The following is a 23,499-nucleotide window of genomic DNA, read 5'->3' as shown; positions in this document are numbered from 1 at the left end:
GGCGGCCGGGGCGGCCGGGGTCAGGGGGCGGTGGCGGCGGCGGCGCGGGCGAGTTGGAGGAGGCTGGCGTGGTGGCGTTCGGCGTCGTATGCGGCGCGGCCGCCGTGCACGCCGAACAGGCGCTTGCGGTAGACGAGGAAGACCACGGCGGCGATGTTGATCACCAGGGCGGTGACCCGGACCCAGGTGACGCGCTCGACCAGCTCGTACACCTCCAGCGGGATGAAGATCGCGGTGGCCACCGCCGTCAGGTACTCGCCCCAGCGGCGCAGCAGCCACAGCCCGGTGGCCTCGGTGAGCTGGAGCAGCCCGTAGCAGGCGAGCGCGCCGGCGATCAGGGTGAGCGTCTGCGGCCGGGTGGCCAGGGCGGTGCGCACGAGGTGCACCAGCGGGGAGTCGGCGAGGTTCCAGTGCAGCCGGTCGGCCAGCGGCTGGAGCAGGGGCAGGTCCTGGTCGAACTCGGCCTGTACGGCGAGCCGCTCGCCGCGGAAGCGCCAGACGGCGTACGCCCCGAGAAGCAGCAGCACCCCGCGGACCAGGCGCTCGACCGCCAGCGCCCGCAGCACCACGGCGTCGCGCAGCAGCTGGCCGCGCAGCGGCACGGGCGCCTCGTCGGCGGGCCCGGCGGCGCGCGGCGGCCCGGGCACGTAGTTCCCGCAGCGCAGGCAGCGCCAGGCCGGCCCTTCCCCGGTCGGCACGCACAGGTGATCGCGCAGTTCCGGCTCATCCGGGGAGTACGTGAGGTGGTGCCGGGCGCAGGCCAGCAGGTTCCAGTCCATAGCGCTCCCGCCTGAGTACCACTCACAGGCTATCCGGTTTCGGCCCGTTTCAGGCCGATTGGTCAAGCACCGCAGACGCGTGAAATGTCCGTATTACCATCGGCCGAAAGTACTACATCAACAATCTACGAAAGCATGGACTAGGGGCGTGACCTGCGCCTTTTCAGCGCTCAGCAGTGGCCCCGGCCACTGTTTGCGGGTGGGCAGTGGCCGATCGCCTTCATAAGCTCGGCGAATGCGTGGCAACGGAGCACACGAGCAGCGCGGAGTCGGCCGTCACCGAGCGGCTACCCGCCAGAATCCCCTGTCCAGTCCCCTCAAGTCCCTCGCGGAGGCGATCAGCCGGCTCAAGTCGGCCGACTCGCGCAAGCTGATGGCAGTGACCGGCCTCGTCGGCGCCCTGGGCGCCGCCACGGTCGGCGGAGTGGCGGCCGGCGCGAGCGCACCCGACAACCAGGTCACCCTGCAGAGCGCGAGCCGGGCCGAGGCGGCGCAGGCCGCGACGCGGTCGCTGGACCGCGCCGCGATCAGCGCGGTCACGCCCGTCGAGGCGGCGGCCCCGAAGGCCGTCCCGCAGGCGCAGCCGAAGGCCGCAGCCCCGAAGGCAGCGCCCAAGGCCGCCCCGAAGGCGGCGCCGAAGGTGGCCCCCAAGGCCAAGCCCAAGGCCGCGGCGAAGCCGAAGGCCGCCCCCCAGCCCGTCCTGCGTCCCGTCGCCGGGCTGGACATGACCCAGATGCGCAACGCCCAGGCGATCGTGCAGGCCGGCAAGGAGCTGGGCCTGCCCAAGCGCGCCTACGTCGCGGCCATCGCCTGCGCGATGCAGGAGAGCCAGCTGTACAACCTGGCCAGCACCGTCTACGCGGAGTCGTACAACTACACCAACCAGGGTGAGGGCTCCGACCACGACTCGGTCGGCCTGTTCCAGCAGCGCCCGACCTCCGGCTGGGGCACCGTGCGCGACCTGATGCAGCCCAAGTACGCGGCGACCCAGTTCTACAAGGCGCTGGACAACGTCCAGGGCTGGCAGGACATGCCGCTGACCCTGGCCATCCAGGAGGTCCAGGTCTCGGCGTTCCCGTACCACTACGCCAAGCACGAGACCCGTGCCCAGCAGGTCGTCGACGCACTGACCCGATGAACCGCACGCCACCGCGGCGGTGAGTCACTGCCCCGGTCGTCCGAACCAATCGGTTCCGGACGGCCGGGGCTGTTCCATGCCCGGCGGCAGCGGCGCCAGGTGGAACCGCGTGATCAGGTTCGCCAGGATGGTGCGCAGCGCCGACAGCGTGCGGCCGCGGTCGCCGCCGCCGTCGTGCAGCAGCACGATCGCGCCCGGAGCGGCCTGCTCGGTGACGTCCGCCGCGATGCGGTACGACGGCCCGAGTTTCCAGTCGTTCGGGTCGACCCGCCAGTGCAGCGCGGTCATGCCCAGCCGCCGCGCGGCGGCCACCACGACCGGCGACCAGTTCCCGCCCGGCTGGCGGTAGTAGGAGATACGCGCCGACGGCGCGGCGCCGGTGAGTGCCTCGTTGGCGCGGCGCATGTCGGCGAGCACCGCCTGCTCGTCGCGCAGGCCGAGCCATACGTCGTGGCTCCAGCTGTGGTTGCACAGGGTGTGCCCGTCCGCGACGACATCCCGTACCAGCTGGGGGTGCTTCGCGGCCTTGGCGCCGATCATGCAGAAGGTGGCCCGCACGCCGTAGTCGCGCAGCAGCGCCAGCACCTGCGGCGTCCACACCTCGTCCGGGCCGTCGTCGAAGGTCAGCGCGATCTCGGGGGTGCCGGTGGTCAGCCGGCTGCCGAACGGGCCGCCCTTCTCGGCGGGCAGCGGCGGGCGGTCGGGGCCGGTGATCGGCTGGGGCCGGGGCGGCAGCGGCGGCAGTGCCAGCCGGGCGTGCGGCCCGACCCGGTCGCGCGAGGTCTTCGGCAGGTCCGACCGGTCGCCGAGCCCCGTGCGGGAGCGGCTGCCGGCCAGGTGCCCGAGCAGGAATCCGCCGACCAGGATGACGACGGTCAGCACCAGCGCGGTGATGATCGCGCGCCGTCGATTCCCGGGTGCCGATCCGGCGCGCATGGGGCCTCCTGCGACCTATTTATAGGCATGATACCAAAATGCCCTAATAGGTGATATGGCCTTCAGCGCGCTCCGCGCACCAGCGGGAACGGCAGCGTCTCCCGGATGGACCGCCCCGTGAGCAGCATGACCAGCCGGTCGACGCCGATGCCCAGCCCGCCCGTGGGCGGCATGGCGTACTCCAGCGCCTGCAGGAAGTCCTCGTCCAGCTCCATCGCCTCCGGGTCGCCACCCGCGGCCAGCAGCGACTGCTCGGTGAGCCGGCGGCGCTGCTCGATCGGGTCGGTCAGCTCGGAGTACGCGGTGCCCAGCTCGGTGCCGAAGGCGACCAGGTCCCAGCGTTCGGCCAGCCGGGCGTCGACGCGGCTCTGCCGGGTCAGCGGCGACACGTCGGTCGGGAAGTCCTTGTAGAACGTCGGCAGAACGGTCTTCTCCTCGACCAGCCGCTCGTACATCTCCAGCACCACCGCGCCGCGGCCCCACTTCGGGTCGTACGGGATCTTCGCGGCGTCGCAGAGTTTGCGCAGCTTCTCCACGTCGGTGTCGGCGGTGATCTCCTCGCCGAGCGCGGACGAGACCGCCTCGTCGACGGTGCGCACGGTCCAGTCCCCCGACACGTCGTGCGCCTGCCCGTCGTGCATGATCACGCACTCGCCGTTGGCGGCCCGCGCCGCGGACTGCACCACCTCGCGGGTCAGCGTGAGCATCGTGTCGTAGTCGGCATAGGCCTGGTATGCCTCCAGCATGGAGAACTCGGGGTTGTGCCTGTAGTCCACGCCCTCGTTGCGGAAGGTGCGGCCCAGCTCGAACACCTTCTCCACGCCGCCCACGGCCAGCCGCTTCAGGTACAGCTCAGGCGCGATGCGTAGGTAGAGGCGCAGGTCGTAGGCGTTGATGTGGGTGGTGAACGGGCGGGCGTTCGCGCCGCCGTGGATGCGCTGCAGGATCGGCGTCTCGACCTCGATGAAGCCCCGGTCGCTGAACGACTGGCGCAGGCTGTGCACCGCCGCGCTGCGCGCCTTCAGCAGCTCGCGCGCGGTGCTGCTGGTGATCAGGTCCAGGTAGCGCTGGCGGACCTTGGCCTCCGGGTCGGACAGGCCGCTGTGCTTGTCCGGCAGCGGGCGCAGGCACTTTCCGGTGATCTCCCAGGTGTCCACGTGCACCGACAGCTCGCCGCGCTTGGTGGTGACGACCTCGCCGGTGACGCCGACGTGGTCGCCGATGTCGATCGCCTCGGTCCACGCCGCGACGTCCCGGTCGATCATCAGTTGCAGGTCGCCGACCCAGTCGCGGATGGTCGCGAAGGCGATGTGGCCGTGGTCGCGCAGCAGCATCACCCGGCCGGCCACCGACTCCCGGTCGCCGGTGCGGGTGTCGGCGGGCGTCTCCGGATGGCGGGCCCGGATCTGCCCGCAGGTCGCGGTCGGGTGAAAGCCCACCGGGTACGGGTCCACGCCCGCGGCGCGCAGCCGTTCCAGTTTGGCCAGACGTACCGCCATCTGCTCGTTGACGCTCTCGTCGTGCGCCGCGCCTGCCAGCGCCGCCGCTTCCACGGGCGCGGGCAGGCCTTCCAGCACCGGGGCCGCGGTCGCGTCCAACGCGGCGACCGGGGTGCCCGGCACGGTCAGGAAGCCCTCGGCGATCGCCGAGGCGAGGCCGACCTTGGCCAGGTCGCGCCGCTCGCCGAAGCACAGGAAGCGCGGCACCCACTCCGGCTGGTACTTGATGTTCGAGCGGTACAGCTGCTCCAGCTGCCACCACTTGGAGAAGAACATCAGCACCCGCCGCCACAGCCGCAGGACCGGCCCGGCGCCGATCCGGCCGCCCTCCTCGAACACCGCCCGGAACACCGCGAAGTTCAGCGACACCCGCTCCACGCCCAGCTTGGGCGCGGAGTTCATGAGCGCGGTGACCATGAACTCCATGACGCCGTTCTCGGCCTCGTGGTCACGCCGCATCAGGTCCAGCGACAGGCCGCGGCGGCCCCACGGGCTGAACGACAGCATCGAGCGCACGATGCCGTCGCGGTCGCGCGCCTCGACCAGCACGCACTGCCCGTCGTTGGGGTCGCCGAGGCGGCCCAGTGCCATGGAGAACCCGCGCTCGCTGTCGGTGTCGCGCCACCGGGTGGCCAGCTCCGCGATGTCCTTCATCTCCTCCGGCGGGATCTCGGCATGCCGGCGCACCGTCGAGGTGTATCCGGCCCGCTCGACCCGGTTGACGGCCTGGCGCACCTGGCGCATCTCCCGGCCGTCCAGCGAGTACCGGTCGGTCAGCAGGATCGCCTCGTCGCCCAGCTCCAGGACCTTCAGACCCGCCTTGTGGTACGCGGTCGCGCCCTCCTCGCTGGCGCCCATGGCCGCCGGGGTCCAGGCGTAGCTGCGGGCCTCCTCCAGCCAGGCCGTGATCGCCGCGCCCCAGGCCTCCGGGTCGCCGATCGGATCACCGCTGGCCAGGCTCACCCCGTTGACCGGGCGGTAGGTGACCGCGGCCTTGCCACTCGGCGCGAACGTGGCCAGTTTGTCCCGCCGGGTGGCGAAGTAGCCCAGCGAGTCGCGCTCGCCGAAGTGGTCGAGCAGGCCGCGTACCTTCACCTCGTCGGCGGGTTCCAGCACCGCGTTGACCTGCTGCGAACGCAACAGCGTGAACAGCGCCGCGAACACCGCGATAGCGCCGAACAGGCCGAGGAGGAAGTTCACCCAGCCGGGCGCGGCGCCGTCGCGGGTCACGTCGAACTCGAACGCACCGCCGAGCACCTTCTCCGCCGCGTACGCGAGCTGCTCCCCGGCGTCGGAGCCGAGCGTGCCGGGGAACGCGGCGACCAGGCTGTAGCCCAGGCCGATGCCGACCGCGGCGACACCCGCGAAGACGGCCAGGGCCTTCCACACCGCGCCCTTGCGGATCCGGGCGTAGAACTGGTCGCGGGCCAGGAACAGGATGATCAGCGCCGCGACGCCGACGAGCACCGCGATGCTGGTGGCCACCCGGCCCCAGCCGCTGAACAGCGGCACTCCGGCGTCGTCGACCAGCTCGCCCTCGGGCACCAGCGTGATCACGCCGAGCGCGAGCAAGCTCGACCCTACGTCGATGAACAGGTAGACGATCATCGTCCACCAGGCGATCTTCTTGCGCCGGGCGGTGGCGGCGGCGAGCACGGCCATGAAAGCCGCGTACGCGAGGTTCGCGGGGACCGGGATCAGGACGTCGTCGAGGACGCGGCGCACCGGCTGGGTGCTGTGCCCGATCGCGCCGCCGATCGCGGCCAGCGCGCTGATCAGGGCGATGACGGCGATGAAGGTCGCGAAGACGCGGGGCACCTTCTCCCGCCAGTTCCGTCCGTTCGCGCGGGTCGCCGCGCCTGCAGCCGGTGGAGCCACGTGCCACCTCGTCTCGTCGGCGAAGTCTCCGGGGCGTCAACACGAACATAAGGCACTCACTAGACTTAACGCAGCAAATATGATGAAAGCTCGGGTACGGGGGGCGGGGGTGGGACGGTGTCCGACTGGTTCCACCGCACGGTCGTGGAGACCGGCCGGCTGCCGCTGTTCTGCTTCTTCGCCGGGGTGATCTTCGGGTTCGTGTTCATCCGGTTCTCGGTCCGCATGATCCGGGCGCAGGTGAAGTGGTGGCCCGGCAACGTCACCCCCGGCGGCGGGCTGCACATCCACCACGTCGTCTTCGGCGTGGTGTTCATGCTGGTGGCGGGCGTCGCCGCGCTGGTCGTGCCGGACGAGTACGTGCTCTGGCGCTCGGTCCTGGCCGCGCTGTTCGGCATCGGCTCGGCCCTGGTGCTCGACGAGTTCGCGCTCATCCTGCACCTGGAGGACGTGTACTGGTCAGAGAAGGGCCGCACCTCCATCGACGCCGTGTTCGTGGCGGTCGCGGTGACCGGGCTCCTGGTGCTCGGCGTACGCCCCGCGGGGATCGACCGGCTGATCCTGGCCGCCGCCGCGGCCGGCGGTTTCGGCTGGGCCATCGCCGGGGCGATCGCGTCCACCCACCTGGGCCTGGTGCTGCTCACCCTGGTCAAGGGCAAGATCTGGACGGGACTGATCGGCCTGTTCATCCCGGTGCTGCTGATCGTCGGCGCGATCCGGCTGGCCCGTCCGCACTCCCCCTGGGCCCGCTGGCGCTACATGCGGCCGACCCCGCAGGCCGAGGCGAAGCTGGCCCGGTCCACCTGGCGCGAGACGCAGCTGCGCGGGCCCGCGATCAAGGCGAAGATCTGGTTCCAGGAACTGCTGGCCGGACACCACGACGCTCCCCCACAACGGTGAGGCAGGCCGATATGGTGCAACCACCGTCGTCAGTGGAGGAGCAGCCGAAGGTGCGCCGTGCTCACGTCATCGCCGCCTGGGCGGTCTGCACCCTGCTGGGCGGTCTGCTGCTGGCCGTGCCCGACGACGGCCCGCGCCTGATCTCGTTCAGCGACGCGCACGGCCCCGGCCTGCTCGACACCGTCGGCGCGGTGCTGGCGATCGCCGGGTCGGCGCTGGCCTGGTGGTGGATCTGGCGCGACCGCCGCCGACTGGCCGCCGCACCGCTGTGGTGGCAGGTCACCGCGCCGATCGCGGGCGGGCTCGGCCTCGGCCTCGTGGTCGCGTCGGTGTTCGGCGACTTCGCGCTGTGGTGGGCGGTCGGCGCGGTGCTGGTCACGCTGGTGCAGGTCGGGCTGTTCGTGTCGGTCAGCGGCATCGGCGCGCACCGGCCCACCCGGCTGCGGGTCACCGGATACGTCACCCGGGGCGCGAACGACGCGCTGGAACTGCTGGTCTTCGAGTATCCGAGCACCCCCGGCACGCACCTGCCCGGCGGCGGCGTCGAACGGGGCGAGCTGCTCAACGACGCGATGGTCCGGGAGACGTACGAGGAGACCGGGGTGTCCGGCCCGCTGTCGGTGCTCAGCGTCGTGGGCGTGCAGAGCGGCCGGTTCGCCGACACCCGGCGGCCCTACCTCAACGTCTACTTCCACCTGCGCGCCGACGACGAGCGCGGCCAGTGGCGGCACACCGTCATCGGCGACCCCGGCGTCTGGGACACCGGCCTGGTCGTCACCTGCCGCTTCATCCCCCTGGCCAAGGCCCGTGAGCTGCTGCGCGACACCGGCAACACCCAGCACGCCTTCCTCGACCTGCTCGCCGTCCCGGCAGCCAACCCACTGTCCTGACCGCGCGTTCCAGCAAGATCGCCTGGATGGCCGGGCTGCGCTACGCTCCGGCCGTGACGTCCCCTCATGACCGTTTTCCGTTGCTGTTCGCGCCGCAGCGCTGGGAGTGGGCCGGTGCGGACTGCCGGTTCTCCACCACACCGCCCGAGGACCGGCTCGTCACGAACGTGCACGTGGTCGGCTTCGACGGCGACCGGATCGTGCTCTGCCGGGACGCGCGCGACGTGTGGTTCCTGCCCGGCGGCACGCGCGAGCCGGACGAGAGCGTCGCCGCGTGCGCGGCCCGCGAGCTGCGCGAGGAGGCCGGCGCGGTGCTGCGGGGCCCGCTGCACGTCATCGGCGCGCACCACGCGGTGTCCGACCTGCCCGCGCCGTACCGGCCGCACCAGCCGCACCCGGAGAAGGCCTGGCTGTGGTGCTACGCCGAGGTGAGCATCGAGGGGGCGCCGGACAACCCCGACGACGGCGAGACCGTCCTGGAGGTACGCGCCCACCCGCTCGACGAGGCCCGCCGCCTCCTGCTCACCGACGGCCCCTGGTACCCCGACCTCGTCACCCTCGCCGCCGAGCAACGCGCCACCGGCACCGCCCCCCGCTGGTGACCGCCTCGGGTGCGCCGCCGCCGTCGCCGGTGCTGCACTTTCCAGGAAACTGCGCGAATGGACGCTGTAGTTCCTGCAGTTTCCGCGAAAGTGCAGGCGGCGAGGGCGGCCCCGGCGGCCGGGCGCGAGTGCCGGGGTGGCCGGGCGCGGGTCAGGGGCGGTCGGCGGGGTCGGTCGGGCGTAGGGGCACCACGAGGTAGCGGAGGTCGACGCCGGGGTCGGGGGACGCGGCGGTGAAGGCGGTGGGGCGCAGGGCGGACTGGATCTCCAGGCGGGCCTGGCGGCCCGCGAACGGGCGTAGCGCGTCGAGCAGGTAGCGGGCCTGGTACTGCCGGGTGAGGTGGTCGCCCAGCAGGTCGGCCTTGAGCGTCTCGGACGACTCCCCGGCCAGCGGGTCGCTGCCGCGCACGGTCAGCTCGCCGTCGCCGAGGTCGAGGGTGACCGCGCCGCGCGGCCCGGCGTAGTGCGCCGCGCGCCCCACCGCCGCGGCCAGCTCGTCGGCGTCCACCCGCGCCGTCGCCTCGGCCTGCGTGGCCAGCAGTTGGTCGAGTTGCCGGTCGGGGAAGGCCACCGCCAGGGAGGCCGTGCCGACCGTCCAGCCGGGCCAGGACAGCGCGAACCGGCCGTCCTCGGCGTGCAGGCCCACCTCGGCCGCCCGGCCCGCCTGGCGGCCCAGCTCGGCCACCAGCGCGGCGGGGATCAGCACGTCCAGCTCCGCGCCGGGCTCGGGCCGCCAGACCGGGCGCGCCGCGGCGAGCCGGAAGCGGTCCGTGGCCAGCATCGAGACCACCGCGCCGGCCGAGCGCATCCGCACGGCGGTGAACAGCGGCAGCGCGTCCTCGCGGGAGGCCGCACCGGCGACCGCGGCCGCGGCCCGCCAGTCCGCGCCCGCGAGCGTCCCCTGCCGCGCCGGGGCCCGCGGCGGGCGGGGGAAGGTGTCGAGGTCGAGCGTGGGCAGCGCGAACCGGGCCCGCTCGGTGCGCACCGCCAGGCGTGCGCCCTCGGTGCACAGGCGCAGCTGCGCGGCGTCGAGGGTGGCCACGGTGTCGGCCAGCGCGCGCCGCGACACCACGGCCTCGCCGTCGGTGTGCGCGGTGGCGGGCACCCGCACCCGGGCCCACGCCTCGCCGTCGGAGGCGGCCAGTTCCAGCCCTTCGGCGTCGGCGCGCAGCAGCACCCCGGCCAGCGCGGGCTGGTGCGCCCGCACCGGCAGCAACCGCAGCAACTGCGCAGCCGCTTCGGCCAGTGCCCCGGCCCCGACACTCACATCCAATGCCATGGCCCGCACGCTAACCACCGGATACGACACCCCCGCCACGCTCCGGGCCGCACCGGACGCGCCGGCACGGCCGCCAAGATCGCTCGACTTGCCAGGCACGTGGGCGAATTCGCGCTCAAGATACGCACGATTGCCTGGCAAGTCGAGCGATCATGGGTGGCCCGTCGCGCGGCGCGGGTGGGGGTAAGGATCGCCTTGCCGTCGATGCGTGATCATGCGGGTGGTTCGCTCGTTGCACCTGCGTAGCTCCCTCGACGCACGGAAGTGAGCCCGCAGATGGTGATCAAACGGCGTTCGCTGCTCGGCGGCGCGGCCGTGGCGGGCGGCCTGTTCGCCGCCGGTCCCTTCAGCGGGTTCCTGGCCCGCGAGGCCGCGCCGAAGCCGCCCACCCGGATCAAGCTCGCGCCGGCGGCCGACCTGCGCGACGGCGTACCGCGGCTGTGGGTGCCGGAGGGCTTCGCGTACCGCTCCTTTCACGACACCGAGTGGCCGGTGGTGCTCGACGACGGCAGCCGCCTGCCGGGCAGCCACGACGGCATGGGCGCGTTCCAGGCGCCGGGCGGCAACACGATCCTGGTCCGCAACCACGAGGTCAAGGTCACCGGGCAGGCGTTCGGGCCGGCCAACGTCACCTACGATCCGGCGGCCTGCGGCGGCACCAGCACGGTCGAGGTGACCCGGTACGGCGAGGTGGTGCGCTCGCACACCAGCCTGAGCGGCACGCACACCAACTGCTGCGGCGGGCGCATGCCGTGGGGCACGTGGATCAGCTGCGAGGAGACCGTCAACGGGCCGGACGTCGCCGGGCTGGGCAACTACCTGCTCAAGGAGCGGCACGGCTTCATCTTCGAGGTGCCCGCGCAGGGTGCGGTGGAGCCGGAGCCGATCACCGCGGCGGGCCGCTTCGCGCACGAGTCGGTGGCGTACGACCCGGACGGCGGCGCGCTCTACCTGACCGAGGACAACTTCGCCTTCGCCAGCTGCTTCTACCGCTACCTGCCGCCGCGCGCGCCGGACCCGCTGCGGGCCGACGGGCGCGGCATCGCCGACGGCGGGCGGCTGCAGGCGCTGGCCGTGAAGGGCCGCCCCCGCCTGGACCTGGCCGCGGCGCAGGAACCCGGCGCGGTCTTCCCCGTCACCTGGGTCGACATCGACGACCCGGCGCCGCGCTTCCCGTACACCGAAGGGGTGCCCGCGCCGACCACCGAGCACCAGGCACTGCGGCACGTGGGCGACCAGGGCCGCGACGGCGGCGCGGCGCTGTTCTCGCGGCTGGAGGGCTCCACGTACCGGCAGGGCGTCGTGTACTTCACCTCCACGCAGGGCGGTGGTCGGCCGGAGAAGGACGAGGGGCCCTTCGACAGCGGCTACGGCAACGGCCACGGGCAGATCTGGGCGTACCACTGCGCGGAGGAGGTGCTGCGGCTGGTGTACCAGTGCCCGGCCGTGGACGGACTGGACTTCCCGGACAACATCACCACCAGCCCCAACGGCACGCTCATCCTGTGCGAGGACGGCGCGAACAACAACTACGTACGCGGGCTCACCCGGCGCGGGGAGGTGCTCGACATCGCGCTCAACCGCCTGACCAACCGCGCCGGGGTCTCGCGTGAGCGCGACGAGTTCGCGGGCTGCGCGTTCAGCCCGGACGGGCACACGCTGTTCGTGAACGTGCTCGCCATCCACGGGATGACCATCGCGATCTGGGGGCCCTGGGCGAAACTCGGGATCTGAGCGCGGCCCCAGCTCAGGGCCGATATCAGGGTGGAAAACCACTAGGTGCTCAGGTCCAATTGCGAGATCATCGACGTATGGGCACTCTGCCGCAGCTGTCGACGAACCTCACCCTCGACGACTCCGACACTCCTCGCGACGTCGTCGACGCGATGATCCTCGCCCCGTTCAGCACGGGCGAGCAGCCGTACGCCCACACCGCCCGCCTGCCCCGCGTCCGCAAGGACGCCGCCCTGCTGCCGGAGGAGGGACATCTGCTGCGCGTGGCCACCGACGACGGCCTGCGCAGCCACCTCGCCGCGGGCGACGGCTGGACGCTGCGGGCCGCGCGCTGGCGCGGCGGCGTCGCCGAGGTCACGGTCACCGCGACCACCGAGGAGCTGGCGCTGCGCATCCTCGACGCGGCCACCCGCAACGCGCGCGAGGAGCACGCCGAGCGCGCCGACACGGTGCCGATGGGCTTCTGGCACCACTCGGCCAAGCGCGGCGCGCAGCGCAGCACCCGCCCGATCACCACCCCGGCCTGGGACGCGATCCGGGACAACTACTCCGCCGACGTCGCGGGCTCGCTGGAACGCCTGATGACGCTCACCCCGGACTCGATCAGCGGCCGCCTGCTGCTGCTGCACGGCGTGCCCGGCACCGGCAAGACCACCGCGCTGCGCGCGCTCGCGCGAGCGTGGTCGTCGTGGTGCCAGGTCGACTGCGTGCTCGACCCGGAGAACCTGTTCCACGACTCCAGCTACCTGATGGAGGTCGCCATCGGCGACGACGAGCAGGAGGAGCGCCGCTGGCGGCTGCTGCTGGTCGAGGACTGCGACGAGCTGATCTCCTCGGCCGCGAAGGCCTCCAGCGGCCAGGCGCTGTCGCGCCTGCTCAACCTCACCGACGGCCTGCTCGCCCAGGGGCGTGACGTCCTCGTCGGCCTGACCACGAACGAACCGCTCAACAAGCTGCATCCCGCCGTGGTCCGCCCCGGTCGGTGCCTGGCCCAGATCGAGGTGGGCCCGCTGCCGTTCGCGCAGGCGAGCGCCTGGCTGGGCAGCACGGTGGGCCTCAGCTCGTCGGGCGCGACGCTGGCGGAGCTGTTCGCCATCCAGCGCGGCGACCGTGACCTCGTCCAGATCACCCCCGAACCCTCCACCGGCTGCTACCTGTGAAGGGTCAGAGCAGGCGGCTGCGCCCCCAGCCGCGGTTCATGCGCCAGGCGGCGTAGCCTCCGGCGACTGACGCCACCAGCAGCAGCACCCCGCAGCCGCGCAGCACGGCCGCGGTGTCGCCGGTCGCCGCGCCGCCCAGCGCCTGCAGCGCCCAGTACCCGGGGGACGCGGGTGCGATCGTCTGCGCCCAGCCGGGCAGCAGCGACAGCGGCACCATCGCGCCGCCGAGCGTGGACAGCAGCAACGCGCCGAGCGTGACCGCCTTGCCGGTCAGGACGCGTCCAGCATGCCGCGCCTCCTTTGTAATCTACGCTGTATAGATCTACACTGTAGAGCATGGCGGAGCTGGGTGTCGAGGCCAGGCGGCGGGAGATCCTGACCGCCGCGCTGGCGCTGGCCGACGAGCGCGGCCTGGACGCGCTGTCCATGCGCGCGGTCGCGGCCCGGGTCGGGGTCACGCCGATGGCGCTGTACCCGTACGTCGGCAACAAGGACGCCCTGCTCGACGGCCTGGTCGACCTGCTGCTGGCCGAGCTGCTGCCCGCGGCGGTTACTCCCGGCGCGTGGGACGTGCGGCTGCGCGCCATCGCCCACGCGGGCCGCGCGCTGGCCCACCGTCACCCCGCCGCCTATCCGCTGCTGCTGTCCCGGCCCGCGATCACGCCCGACGCGGTGCGCCTGGTCGACGCGCTCTACGGCGCGCTGCTGGACGCGGGCGTGCCGCCGGCGCAGGTCCCCCGCCTGGAGCGCCTGGTCTCGACCTATGTGCTCGGCTACGCGGTAGGCGAGATCACCGGCCGCTTCGCGCCGGCCGACCCCCGCCGCCACGCCCGCGCCGAGGCGGCGGGCGACTCGGCGCCGTCGCATCGAGAGCTTTCGGGGGTACTGGCGCAGCCGCCCGACTGGGACGCCGAGTTCACCGCCGGCCTCGACGACCTGCTGCAGGTGATCCTGAACCACGCCGCGCCCAGCCGCCCTGCTCACGCGCCGTGACCGGTTTGGAAGGTGCCCTTCCGCTACCAATAGCGATGTGCAGTGCCACTGCTCGTCTCGCTGACGCGAGCCGACGATGCCCTTCCTTTCGGCCGGGCGCTTGGCGGGGGTGCGGGAGTCTGCCATCGTTGGGCCGTGACCGTGTCTGGCAACGTTCCGCAGCCGTCCCATGTCGCGCTCGCCACGAGGCGGTGGGCTGATGCCCTGGTGGATGATTCAGGGCGCAATCAGCTGGCGTACTACCGCGATCTCAGGGCCGGGACGCTGCGGTTGGACGGCGCGCGGCCGGAGGCGGTGACCGTGCTGATGGCGGGCCGCACGGTGACGCTGCGTCAGTTGTTCGCCGACGAGGTCGCGCACGCGGACGCGATGCGGCGGACGCGGACCATCCGGACCCGGATGCGCACGCTGGCCGAGGAGCGGGGCGTCGACGTCGGTTACCTGGCCAGCGGAATCGCGAGCTGGTGGGAGTCGGACCGCACGCCGCGCTCGCCGGTGCTGCTGCACCGGTTGACGGTGCGCACCACGTCGGCCGCGGAGACCGACTTCGCGCTGACGCTCGATCCGGAGCCGACGGTCAACCCGGTGCTGCTGTTCAAGCTGTTCAAGGAACACCGGCTCGACATCGACCCGGAGACGCTGCTCGACGCGCTGCCGGAGGGGCCGTACGATCCCGCGCCGCTGTTCGAGCAGCTGGCCAAGGCGGCGCAGGACGTGCGCGGCTTCACGGTGAGCCCGGAGCTGTTGGTCGGCACGTTCCTGTACGAGAAGCTGCCGATGGTCGCCGACATCACCGAGCACGGGGAGCTGCTGGAGAGCAGCGAGGTCATCGCCGCGCTGGCGGGCGACCCGCGGGCGCTGAGCGAGCTGTACGCCACCGCGCCGGTCGAGCCGGACGCCCCCGACCGGCTGCCCCCCGGCGACGAGTTCCTGGTGCTGGACGCGGACTCGTCGCAGAGCTACGCGGTCAACGCGGCGGTCGCCGGGCACCACCTGGTCGTCAAGGGTCCGCCGGGGACCGGCAAGAGCCAGACCATCGCCAACATGATCATGGCGCTGGCGGCGCGGGGCCGCACCGCGCTGTTCGTCGCGGAGAAGCGCGCCGCCATCGACGCCGTGCTCGACCGGCTCAACCAGGTCGGCCTCGACGACCTCGTGCAGAACCTGCACGGCGACCAGGGCAGCCGCCGCGAGCTGGCCCGCGCGCTGGACTCGCGGCTGCAGCGGGCGCGCCACGAGACCCGGCCGACCACCGAGGACACCGACCGCAGCCTGGTCGACGCGCGCGGCGCGCTGGCCCGCCACCACGCGGCGCTGCACACCCGGCACGACCCGTGGGGCCTGTCCATGTTCGAGCTGCAGTCGCGGCTGCTGGGCATCAGCCCGGCGGACATGACCCCGCAGCGCTGGGCCGGCGAGGACCTGGCCCGCCTGGACGCGCCGGCCGCGGCCCGGCTGCGCGCCTCGCTGACGGAGCTGGCGCAGCTGGGCGCGTTCGACCCCGAGCCCGGCCCGGGTCCGTGGGTCCGCTCGACCGTGCCCGACCGCGGCACGGCGCAGCTCGCGTACACGCTGGCCGGGCAGGCCGCGACGACGCTCGCCCCGGCCCGGCAGCAGATCACCGAGCTGGCCGCCCAGCTGGGCCTGTCCGTGCCGGGCACCCTGAGTTCCGCGCAGAAGATGGCCGCGCTGCTGTCCGACGTGGACGTCACGCTGCGGCGGCTGCGGCCGGAGGCGTACACCGCGGATCTCGCCGCCTGGGTCACCGCTTCGGCGGCCGGTGCCGAGCGCGGCGGCATGGGTTTCTGGCAGCGCCGCAAGGTGCTCAAGCAGATCCGGGCGTGGTGGATCGCGCCGGGCCGGCCGAGCACCGCCGAGCTGCACGAGGCCGCCGTCGCCGCGGCCGACGAGCTGGCCCGCTGGCGCGTGGTCAGCCGCGACGGGCGGCCGCCGCGCACCAGCCCGGCGGCCACCGCGGCGCTGGCCGCGTTCGCCGAGTTCACCGGGGCGCTGGAGCCGCTGCGCGGGTACGTGCCGATCGACAACGACGACCTGGCGCTGCTGCAGCCGGAGCTGGACCGGCTCGCCGGCGACCAGGCCGACCTGCTGCGCACCGCGCGCCGCAACGAGCTGGCCGCGGGCCTGGTGGAATGGCGCGCCCGGCGGCTGCTGGACGAGCTGGCCACGCGCGGCGTCGGAGGCGACACCGCGCAGCGGGGGGCCGCGTTCGACCACGCGTGGCTCAGCTCGGTGCTGGAGCACGTGCGCTTCACCGACGAGCACCTGTCGGCGTTCCACGGCGCGGCGCTGCACGCGGCGGTGACCGAGTTCCACATCGCCGACGCCGCGCACATCACCGCCGCCGCGCAGCGGGTGCGGCATCTGGCCGCCCGCAACCTGATGGCGGTGCTCGACGAGTTCCCCGACCAGCAGCAGTTGGTGCGCCGGGAGGCCGCGAAGAAGGCCCGGCACCTGCCGGTGCGGCGGCTGTTCGAGCAGGCCCCGGACGCGCTGACCGCGCTCAAGCCGTGCTGGGCGATGAGCCCGCTGCTGGTCAGCCAGGTGCTGCCGCCCCGGGTGCTGTTCGACGTGGTCATCTTCGACGAGGCCAGCCAGGTCGAGCCGGTCGACGGCGTACCGGCGATCATGCGCGGCCGGCAGGTCGTGGTGGCCGGCGACGAGCACCAGCTGCCGCCGACGAACTTCTTCCAGCGCGCCGACGGCGACGCCGACCTCCCGGACGACGGCACCGCGCTCGGCGACGACGTCGAGTCGCTGCTGCAGGCGTTCGCGCACACCCTGCCGCTGCCGCAGGTGCGGCACCTGGCCTGGCACTACCGCAGCCGCGACGAGCGGCTCATCGCGTTCTCCGACCGGCACGTGTACAGCCCGAACGGCAACGCGCTGACCACGTTCCCGGGCGCGGACGCCGGGGACTGCATCAGCCACGTTCTGGTCAGCGGCGAGGCCGACCCGGACGCGTCCGCCGAGAGCGGCTCCGCCGAGGTGCGCCGAGTGGTGGAGCTGATCCTGGCCCACGCCGCGCAGCGGCCCGCCGAGTCGCTGGGCGTCATCACCATGGGCATCACGCACGCCGAACGCGTCGACGCCGCGCTGCGCCGGGCGCTGGCCGGCAGGCCGGAGCTGGAGCCGTACTTCGCCGAGCACGGGCACGAGCCGTTCTTCGTCAAGAACATCGAGCGGGTGCAGGGCGACGAGCGCGACGCGGTGATCCTGACCGTCGGCTACCCGAAGGGCCTGGACGGGCGGATGCTGTACCGGTTCGGGCCGCTGAACACCAAGGGCGGCCACCGCCGGCTCAACGTGGCGATCACGCGGGCGCGCCGCCGGATGACGGTGGTCAGCTCGTTCACCCACCTGGACATGGACCCGCAGCGGCTGCGCGCCGAGGGCGCGGTGATGCTGCGCGACTTCCTGGCGTACGCCTCCTCCGGCGGCCGCCGCGAGTCGCCGGCCGCGACGACCTCCCCGGCGCTGAACCCGTTCGAGGCGGATGTGCTGGCCAAACTCACCGCCGCGGGCATCCCGCTGGTGGTGCAGCACGGCATCGGCGGGCAGCGGATCGACTTCGCGGCGACCCACCCGGACGACCCGGAGCGGCTGGTGCTGGCGATCGAGGCCGACGGGGCGTCCTACCACGCCTCGCCGACGGTGCGCGACCGCGACCGGCTGCGCCAGCAGCACCTGGAGCGGCTGGGCTGGCGCTTCCACCGGATCTGGTCGACGGACTGGATGCGCCAGCGCGAGGTGGAGATCGCCAAGGCGCGGGCCGTGTACGACCTGGCGGTGTCGGAGTCGGCCGGGCTGCCGGTGGACACCGTGGCCGAGGGCGTCACCCTGCGGCTGCCGTCGGCGACCGGGCGCAGCGGCCCGAAACCCGAGCTGCCCGCCGCCGCCCAGATCACCGAGGTGCCGCAGCAGACGCTGGTGGACCTGATTCGCTGGATCGAGAGCGACGGCCTCAACCGCACCGAGGACGAGGTGATCGCCGAGGCCACCGCGCAGCTGGGCTTCGCCCGCCGGGGTCCGCGCATCACCGAGGCGCTGCGCCAGGCACGGACCGAGGCCCGGCGGGAGGCGGGACCTACTTCTTGACGGCGGCGCGCAGCACGTCGCGCACCGCGTCGAGCATCGGGATCTGGTCCAGTTCGGACGCGGAGTGCCAGCTCGGCTCGACCATGATGCCGTCGGGCTGCGGGCGCAGGTCGCCGCCGAGCACGGTCACGCCGTACAGCATGAACACGCCGTGGAAGTCGATGCCGCCGGTCAGCTGCCGGTGGTCGGAGCCGACCTCCAGCAGGGCGTCGACACGCACCTCCAGGCCCGTGGTCTCGGCGAACTCGCGCACGACCGTCTCGGCGGGGTGCTCGCCGTGCTCGATGGTGCCGCCAGGCGGCATCCATTTGCCGAGGTCCCCGTGGGCGCTGCGGCCGATCTGCACGAGCAGCACGGTGTCGCCCTCGCGCGCCAACCCGTACGCCGAGACCCGCTGCCACTGCCTGACCATCGTCACGATGAGAAAGCCTGCCATGTTCTCGCGCGGTCGCACAGATGGTCGAACCGCTGATTCGCCACTCAGAGGGCTTCTTCCTGCTCACACCTGCCGAATTCGGCCCGCGAGCGCGACACGCGGACGGCACCGGGGCAGCCGCGCGGCCTCGTTCGTCGGCCCGCACCGGCCCGCCAGGCGTGCCGCCCGGGTGGACGCGCCGCGAACAGCGGGTTGACCCGTGAAATTCACCGATTCGGCGGAGGTGAAGTCGGCCTTTCGGCGAAACCGCAGTGACACAGGTCAAGGCCTATAGTCGCGGACATGGCACGTGACCCCGACTTCGACCCTTGCAAGCTGGTCGAGCACGGCTCCGGCGAGTTCAGCCTGACCTTCGACGACTTCGACGACTATGTGGACATCTTCGACGAGCAGGGCTGGCTCGGCAACGGCTACGCCTGGGAGGGCGTGGTGCAGGTGCTGCTGGCCGAACGCGCGCCCGAGGTGCTCGACCAGGTCGAGTTCGACTCCGAGGCCGACCTGTGCTCGGTGCGCGCCGCCGAGATCGAGCCGCTGCAGGAGGTGGCCGCCACCATCCGCGACGCGGTCGTCGACCTCGACGTGCTGGCCGACGCGATCACCCGCGCGGAGGAACAGGGCCTGCTCGACTGAAATCGGGTGCCCCGATCGGGTGGATCGGCTAGTTTCCGCCCATGCCCGACATGGTGTATCCAGCCAAGCCCCGCCCCGGCGACCGCATCGCGATCCTGTCCCCCAGCGCCGGGGTGCCCGCGGTCTTCCCGGACGTGTACGAGCTGGGCCTGTCCCGGCTGCGCGACGAGTTCGGGCTGGTCCCGGTGGAGTTCCCGACCACCCGCGCGGCGGCCGCCACACCGCGCGAGCGGGCCCGCGACATCACCGCGGCCTTCGCCGACCCGACGATCGCCGCGGTCATCGCCAGCATCGGCGGCGACGACCAGATCACCGTGCTGCGCCACCTCGACGACGAGGTGATCCGGGCCAACCCCAAGCCGTTCTTCGGCTTCTCCGACAACACCAACCTGCTCAACCACCTGTTCCACCTCGGCGTGGTCGCCTTCCACGGCGGCGCGGTGATGACCTCGCTGGCCCGCGGCGGAGCCATGCACCCGCTGTCTGCGGGCAGCCTGCGCGCGGCCCTGTTCGACTCCGGTTGGCAGGAGCTGACCGCCTCGGCCGACCACGGCGACGAGCCGAACGACTGGGCGGACGCCTCGCTGCGCGGTGTGCCGCCGCGTATGTGGCCGGTCGACGGCTGGCGCTGGGAGGGGGCCCGGCGCGTCGTCGAGGGGCCGCTGTGGGGCGGCTGTCTGGAGATCCTGTCCTGGCTCCTGCAGGCGGGCTTCGTCGCGCCGCCGGAGCGGTTCGACGGGCACGTGCTGGTCGTGGAGACCTCGGAGGAGATGCCCGCCGGTGCGGAGGTCTTCCGGACGCTGCGCAACATGGGCGAGCGCGGTCTGCTGGAGCGCTTCGGCGCGATCCTGGTCGGGCGGCCCATGGCCTGGAACTTCGAGCGGCGGCCCACCCCCGAGCAGAAGGCGGTGTACCGCGACGAGCAGGCCGACGCGGTCCGGCGGGCCGTGGCGGCGTACGCCCCGGCCGCGGTGCTCGTGTTCGACCTGGACATCGGCCACACCGACCCGCAGCTGATCCTGCCGGTCGGCGGGGACGTGCGGGTCGACGCGGTCGAGCAGCGGATCAGCGTGCGCTACTGATCACGGCTGCTCGGGCGGCGGGACGACGGCGACACGGGTCTGCGGCAGTCCCTCGGGGTGGTGCTCGCGCACATACGCGATGAGCTTCTCGCGGATCTCGCAGCGCAGGTCGTAGGCCTTCGCCGCGTCGTCGGCCGAGGCCAGCACGCGCACCACCATGGCGGTCTCGGTGGTGTCGACGACCTGCAGCACCCAGTCCCGGCGGTCCCACAGCGGCGACGCCTCCACGACGCGCTGCGCCTGCTCGCGCAGCGCGTCCACCGGCATGCGGTGGTCCAGGTAGAGGATCGACGCGCCGAGCACCCGGGCGTCGTTGCGGGTCCAGTGCTGGAACGGCGTGGTGGTGAAGTAGGTGGTGGGCAGCACCAGCCGCCGCTCGTCCCACAGCCGCACCACGACGTAGGTGAGCCGCAGCTCCTCGACGCGGCCCCACTCCCCCTCGACCACCACCACGTCGTCGAGGCGCAGCTCGTCGGTGAAGGCCAGCTGCAGGCCGGCGAAGATGTGCGCCAGGGTGGCGTGCGCGGCCAGCGCCGCCACGACACCGGCCAGCCCGGCCGAGGCGAGCAGGGACGCGCCGAGGGCGCGCAGCGGCGCGAAGGTCATCAGGATCGACGCGACGGCCAGCAGGGTGACGGTGACGGCGGTGAGGCGGCGCACCATGCCGATCCGGGTACGCGCCCGCCGGTAGCGCCGGTTGTCGGCGACGTCGACGGGCAGCCGCCGGAACGCGGCGTCCTCCAGCACGAACAGCACCCGCACCGCGAGCCAGGCCGACGTCGCGATCAGAGCGATGACCAGCGCGTGGTGCACGACCTCGCGGGCCGGTCCGGTCAGCCCGGTGAACGGCAGCGCCACCATCAGCGCGACCACCAGCAGCACGGCCCGGAAGGCCCACCGGCAGGCCTGGCTGAGCTGTTCCAGGAACCGGCGGTACTTGCGGCGGGCGACCAGCCGCACCACCAGCCGCGACAGCCAGCCCACGACCACCGCGACCATGATCGCCGCGAGCACGACGACCGCCGCCCGCATCAGCTGCTCGGCTTCCATCAGCAGCTGCCGGTGCTGGTCGGCGTCACGGCGTCACCTCTCACGGCGGGGTACGAGATCACGTTCTCACCCCTACCCGCGCCCCCGAACGGGAAACGCCGCCTTCACCGGGCCGGAAGACCTGGTGAAAGCGGCGAATGGGGCCCTGCCGGGGATCAGCCCCGGCCCGGACCGCGACGTGTCAGAGGCTGGCCAGCAGCTCGACCGGCGCCTCGACGATCTTGCCGGCCGGCTTCTCGACCGTCACCGGCTCGCCGTAGGCGGAGTACGTCACGACCATGTCGGTGATGCCCGCCTGCGGCACGGCGTCGCCCACGGCCATCGTCATGGTGAGCAGGCGGCCCTGGTCGTCCAGCGTGGCGGTGAACGGCACCGCGGTGGCCTTGTCGCCCAGCGCGGCGGCCGCGGCCGCGTTCATGGTCGGCGACTTGGTCATGTCGATGGTGCCCTTGACCTTGTTGGTGCCGTCCCAGCTGACCTGCGCGGCGGTGCGCAGCAGGTTCTCGCTGAACGACGGGTCCTCCAGCGACTTGCGCACGGTGCTGTTCGGGCCGAGCTTGGTGACGTCGACGTGCATCCAGTCCTTGGGCAGGCCCGGGACGCCGGCGTACTTCAGCCAGACCTCCTCACCGATCTGCACGGTGTCCATGGTCAGGTTCTGCCCCATGGCGCCGATCACCATGTTCATGGCGACCTTCTTGTTCGGGCCGTCGACGCTGCCGGTGGCCTTCATCGAGGCGGCGCCGCCCATGGTCATGGTGATCTTCGCGGTGGTGGTCTTCAGCTTGCCCGTCGCCGCGGTGAGCGCGTCGGCGGCCGAGGCCTGCGCCTGCGTCGAAGCCGCGGCCGACGGCGTCGCGCCGGGCTCGGCCTTGGGGGCCGGTTGGCAGCCGGCGACGAGCGCCGCGGCCGCGATCAGGCCGACCGCCGCGATACCCAGACGTCGTGTCCTCACGTGCATGTCCCTCCCCTTTCGAATCCCCGGCAGTCGCACCGGGGGCACAGCTCCAGGAGCCTAGAAGGCGTTCGCCAATGTCGCCTGTCGAGCGGGTGACGTCTTGACGTCACCCGCCGCGTCCGTGATCATCGACAGCGACCTGTCGCGACCTCGGCGGACACCGCATGACCTGCCTGCGGACCGTACGGGCTGAAACGTCGACTACCCATCGACGCGGAAGGCGACACCTCATGCGTGTTCCTCATCACGCCCCCTTCGACGTACTGGTGCTCGGCGGCGCCGGGGTGGACACCATCGTCGAGGTCCCGCAGCTGCCGCTGCCCTATGCGGACAGTTATATGGTTCCGGCGATCACCACGCGGGCCGGGCAGACCGGGGACTTCCTCGCGCTCGGGCTGGCCGCGCTGGGTCTGCGCACCCACCACGTCGACGTGCTCGGCGACGACCCCGAGGGCGCGCTGGTGCGGGCCCTGCACGCCAGGGCGGGCATCGCCCTCACCGAACTGCCGAGCAGCACCGGCACCAAGCGTGCGGTCAACCTGGTCGGCCCGGACGGGCGGCGGCTGTCGCTGTACGACATCAGCCGCGGCGGCGAGCACGACCGCTTCCCGGAGCCGCTGCTGGCGGAGCTGGCCGCGGGCTGCCGGCACGTGCACGTGTGCATCACCCATCCGGGCTCGTTCGCCCTGGCGCAGCTCGCGGCGCTGGACGTGACGGTCTCCACGGACCTGCACAACTGGGACGGCGAGAACCCGTACCACGAGCAGTTCGCGGCGGCCGCCGATGTGGTGTTCGTCTCGGCCACCGCGCTGGCCGACCCCGCAGCCGCGCTGCGCCGGGTGCTGGCGCTGGGCCGGGCCCGAATCGCCGTGGCCACCGACGGCGACCGCGGCGGCCACCTGCTGACCAGGGACGACGAGGCGGTACGCCGGTTCGCCGCGGTTCGGCCGCCGCGGCCGGTGGTGGACTCCAACGGCGCGGGCGACGCGTTCGCCGCCGGCTTCCTGTACGGTCTGACACAGGGCCTGCCGCCGGACGTCTGCGCACGCTACGGCGCGATCACCGGGGCTCACGCCTGCACGGTCGCGGCGACCGAAGTGGACCCGCTCGACCGCGCCGGACTTCTGGCACGCGCCGACACGTTTTGAGTGGTGCGTGTGCGGTTACATGGGGTGCATGAGCCTGCTGTTCCGCAAGACCTGGAAACTCGGCCCCCTGCGCCTGAACTTCACGCAGGGCGGCCTGTCCTCCTGGAGTCTCCGCATCGGCCGCTGGTCGTGGAACTCCCGCACCCGGGCACACCGGGTGGACCTGCCCGGCCCCTGGTCCTGGAAGCAGAACAAGGGTGGCGGGGACAGGAGCTGATCTGACCCGTTCCAGGTGCGCGCCGCTCCCGCAGGGCGCGCACCTTGCTGCGTTCAGCGGCCGGATGCTGTCGG

The 23,499-nt window shown here is 72.8% G+C and carries 20 protein-coding genes; 12 read left to right on the top strand and 8 right to left on the bottom strand.

Annotated elements, in window-relative coordinates; all coding sequences use genetic code 11:
- Positions 1 to 20: 20 nt before the first annotated feature.
- Positions 21 to 779 (bottom strand): DUF2127 domain-containing protein, encoded by a 759-nt coding sequence (locus tag ACFQO7_RS32845; RefSeq protein ID WP_376810036.1) that lies wholly within the window; start codon positions 777 to 779, stop codon positions 21 to 23.
- A 235-nt stretch (positions 780 to 1,014) separates the two neighbouring features.
- Between ACFQO7_RS32845 and ACFQO7_RS32840 the strand changes: the two genes are divergently transcribed.
- On the top strand, positions 1,015 to 1,917 hold the full coding sequence (locus ACFQO7_RS32840) for a hypothetical protein (protein ID WP_376810035.1): 903 nt from the start codon (positions 1,015 to 1,017) through the stop codon (positions 1,915 to 1,917).
- A 24-nt stretch (positions 1,918 to 1,941) separates the two neighbouring features.
- Here ACFQO7_RS32840 and ACFQO7_RS32835 read toward each other — a convergent pair whose 3' ends face one another.
- Positions 1,942 to 2,853 carry a polysaccharide deacetylase family protein gene (locus ACFQO7_RS32835; protein ID WP_376810034.1) on the bottom strand — a complete coding sequence of 304 codons (912 nt, stop codon included), beginning with the start codon at positions 2,851 to 2,853 and terminating at the stop codon, positions 1,942 to 1,944.
- Between the two features lie 62 nt (positions 2,854 to 2,915).
- Entirely contained in the window at positions 2,916 to 6,230 is a 3,315-nt protein-coding gene (gene lysX / locus ACFQO7_RS32830; RefSeq protein WP_376810033.1) for a bifunctional lysylphosphatidylglycerol synthetase/lysine--tRNA ligase LysX, read from the bottom strand.
- 117 nt (positions 6,231 to 6,347) lie between these two features.
- Here lysX and ACFQO7_RS32825 point away from each other — a divergent pair, with 117 nt between their 5' ends.
- Genes ACFQO7_RS32825 through ACFQO7_RS32815 form a run of 3 tightly spaced genes read left to right on the top strand, consistent with a single transcriptional unit; the run spans position 6,348 to position 8,622 of the window.
- Positions 6,348 to 7,130 carry a hypothetical protein gene (locus ACFQO7_RS32825; protein WP_361050160.1) on the top strand — a complete coding sequence of 261 codons (783 nt, stop codon included), beginning with the start codon at positions 6,348 to 6,350 and terminating at the stop codon, positions 7,128 to 7,130.
- Between the two features lie 50 nt (positions 7,131 to 7,180).
- The gene (locus ACFQO7_RS32820; RefSeq protein WP_376810032.1) at positions 7,181 to 8,020 is read left to right on the top strand and encodes an NUDIX domain-containing protein; all 840 of its coding nucleotides are present in this window, start codon (positions 7,181 to 7,183) and stop codon (positions 8,018 to 8,020) included.
- A 53-nt stretch (positions 8,021 to 8,073) separates the two neighbouring features.
- Positions 8,074 to 8,622: an NUDIX domain-containing protein gene (locus ACFQO7_RS32815; protein WP_376810031.1), complete on the top strand. Its 549-nt coding sequence runs from the start codon at positions 8,074 to 8,076 to the stop codon at positions 8,620 to 8,622.
- A gap of 151 nt (positions 8,623 to 8,773) precedes the next feature.
- Here the strand turns inward: ACFQO7_RS32815 and ACFQO7_RS32810 are convergent, their stop codons facing one another.
- Positions 8,774 to 9,901 (bottom strand): DNA polymerase III subunit beta, encoded by a 1,128-nt coding sequence (locus ACFQO7_RS32810; RefSeq protein ID WP_376810030.1) that lies wholly within the window; start codon positions 9,899 to 9,901, stop codon positions 8,774 to 8,776.
- Between the two features lie 276 nt (positions 9,902 to 10,177).
- Here ACFQO7_RS32810 and ACFQO7_RS32805 point away from each other — a divergent pair, with 276 nt between their 5' ends.
- Both ACFQO7_RS32805 and ACFQO7_RS32800 read left to right on the top strand, forming a co-directional pair.
- Positions 10,178 to 11,635, top strand: coding sequence for a PhoX family protein (locus tag ACFQO7_RS32805; protein ID WP_376810029.1), 1,458 nt, complete (start codon positions 10,178 to 10,180; stop codon positions 11,633 to 11,635).
- Positions 11,636 to 11,712: 77 nt separating this feature from the next.
- On the top strand, positions 11,713 to 12,795 hold the full coding sequence (locus ACFQO7_RS32800) for a DUF5925 domain-containing protein (RefSeq protein WP_376810028.1): 1,083 nt from the start codon (positions 11,713 to 11,715) through the stop codon (positions 12,793 to 12,795).
- Between the two features lie 4 nt (positions 12,796 to 12,799).
- Here the strand turns inward: ACFQO7_RS32800 and ACFQO7_RS32795 are convergent, their stop codons facing one another.
- Entirely contained in the window at positions 12,800 to 13,039 is a 240-nt protein-coding gene (locus tag ACFQO7_RS32795) for a hypothetical protein (RefSeq protein ID WP_376810027.1), read from the bottom strand.
- A gap of 92 nt (positions 13,040 to 13,131) precedes the next feature.
- On the opposite strand from ACFQO7_RS32795, the gene ACFQO7_RS32790 reads away from it, so the two are divergent.
- Positions 13,132 to 13,788: a TetR/AcrR family transcriptional regulator gene (locus tag ACFQO7_RS32790; protein ID WP_376810026.1), complete on the top strand. Its 657-nt coding sequence runs from the start codon at positions 13,132 to 13,134 to the stop codon at positions 13,786 to 13,788.
- A 207-nt stretch (positions 13,789 to 13,995) separates the two neighbouring features.
- Complete coding sequence (locus ACFQO7_RS32785) at positions 13,996 to 17,904, top strand: AAA domain-containing protein (RefSeq protein WP_376810025.1); 3,909 nt, start codon at positions 13,996 to 13,998, stop codon at positions 17,902 to 17,904.
- Here the strand turns inward: ACFQO7_RS32785 and ACFQO7_RS32780 are convergent.
- The gene (locus ACFQO7_RS32780) at positions 17,894 to 18,316 is read right to left on the bottom strand and encodes an NUDIX hydrolase (RefSeq protein WP_360534771.1); all 423 of its coding nucleotides are present in this window, start codon (positions 18,314 to 18,316) and stop codon (positions 17,894 to 17,896) included. The two genes, ACFQO7_RS32785 and ACFQO7_RS32780, sit on opposite strands and share 11 nt — an antisense overlap.
- Before the next feature lie 306 nt (positions 18,317 to 18,622).
- Here ACFQO7_RS32780 and ACFQO7_RS32775 point away from each other — a divergent pair, with 306 nt between their 5' ends.
- Both ACFQO7_RS32775 and ACFQO7_RS32770 read left to right on the top strand, forming a co-directional pair.
- Positions 18,623 to 18,970 (top strand): Imm51 family immunity protein, encoded by a 348-nt coding sequence (locus tag ACFQO7_RS32775; protein ID WP_376810024.1) that lies wholly within the window; start codon positions 18,623 to 18,625, stop codon positions 18,968 to 18,970.
- A gap of 41 nt (positions 18,971 to 19,011) precedes the next feature.
- Positions 19,012 to 20,052, top strand: a complete 1,041-nt coding sequence (locus tag ACFQO7_RS32770) for a S66 family peptidase (protein WP_376810023.1) — start codon at positions 19,012 to 19,014, stop codon at positions 20,050 to 20,052.
- Here the strand turns inward: ACFQO7_RS32770 and ACFQO7_RS32765 are convergent, their stop codons facing one another.
- Positions 20,053 to 21,102 carry a mechanosensitive ion channel family protein gene (locus ACFQO7_RS32765; RefSeq protein ID WP_376810022.1) on the bottom strand — a complete coding sequence of 350 codons (1,050 nt, stop codon included), beginning with the start codon at positions 21,100 to 21,102 and terminating at the stop codon, positions 20,053 to 20,055.
- A gap of 181 nt (positions 21,103 to 21,283) precedes the next feature.
- Complete coding sequence (locus ACFQO7_RS32760) at positions 21,284 to 22,057, bottom strand: hypothetical protein (protein WP_376810021.1); 774 nt, start codon at positions 22,055 to 22,057, stop codon at positions 21,284 to 21,286.
- Positions 22,058 to 22,290: 233 nt separating this feature from the next.
- Here ACFQO7_RS32760 and ACFQO7_RS32755 point away from each other — a divergent pair, with 233 nt between their 5' ends.
- Positions 22,291 to 23,208, top strand: coding sequence for a PfkB family carbohydrate kinase (locus ACFQO7_RS32755; protein ID WP_376810020.1), 918 nt, complete (start codon positions 22,291 to 22,293; stop codon positions 23,206 to 23,208).
- A gap of 28 nt (positions 23,209 to 23,236) precedes the next feature.
- On the top strand, positions 23,237 to 23,425 hold the full coding sequence (locus ACFQO7_RS32750; protein ID WP_360534604.1) for a DUF4236 domain-containing protein: 189 nt from the start codon (positions 23,237 to 23,239) through the stop codon (positions 23,423 to 23,425).
- Positions 23,426 to 23,499 lie beyond the last annotated feature (74 nt).

Origin of the sequence: Catellatospora aurea (genome assembly GCF_042663325.1) — a bacterium.
Classification (GTDB): Bacteria; Actinomycetota; Actinomycetes; order Mycobacteriales; family Micromonosporaceae; genus Catellatospora; species Catellatospora aurea.
This window is presented reverse-complemented; position numbering and strand designations above follow the sequence as displayed.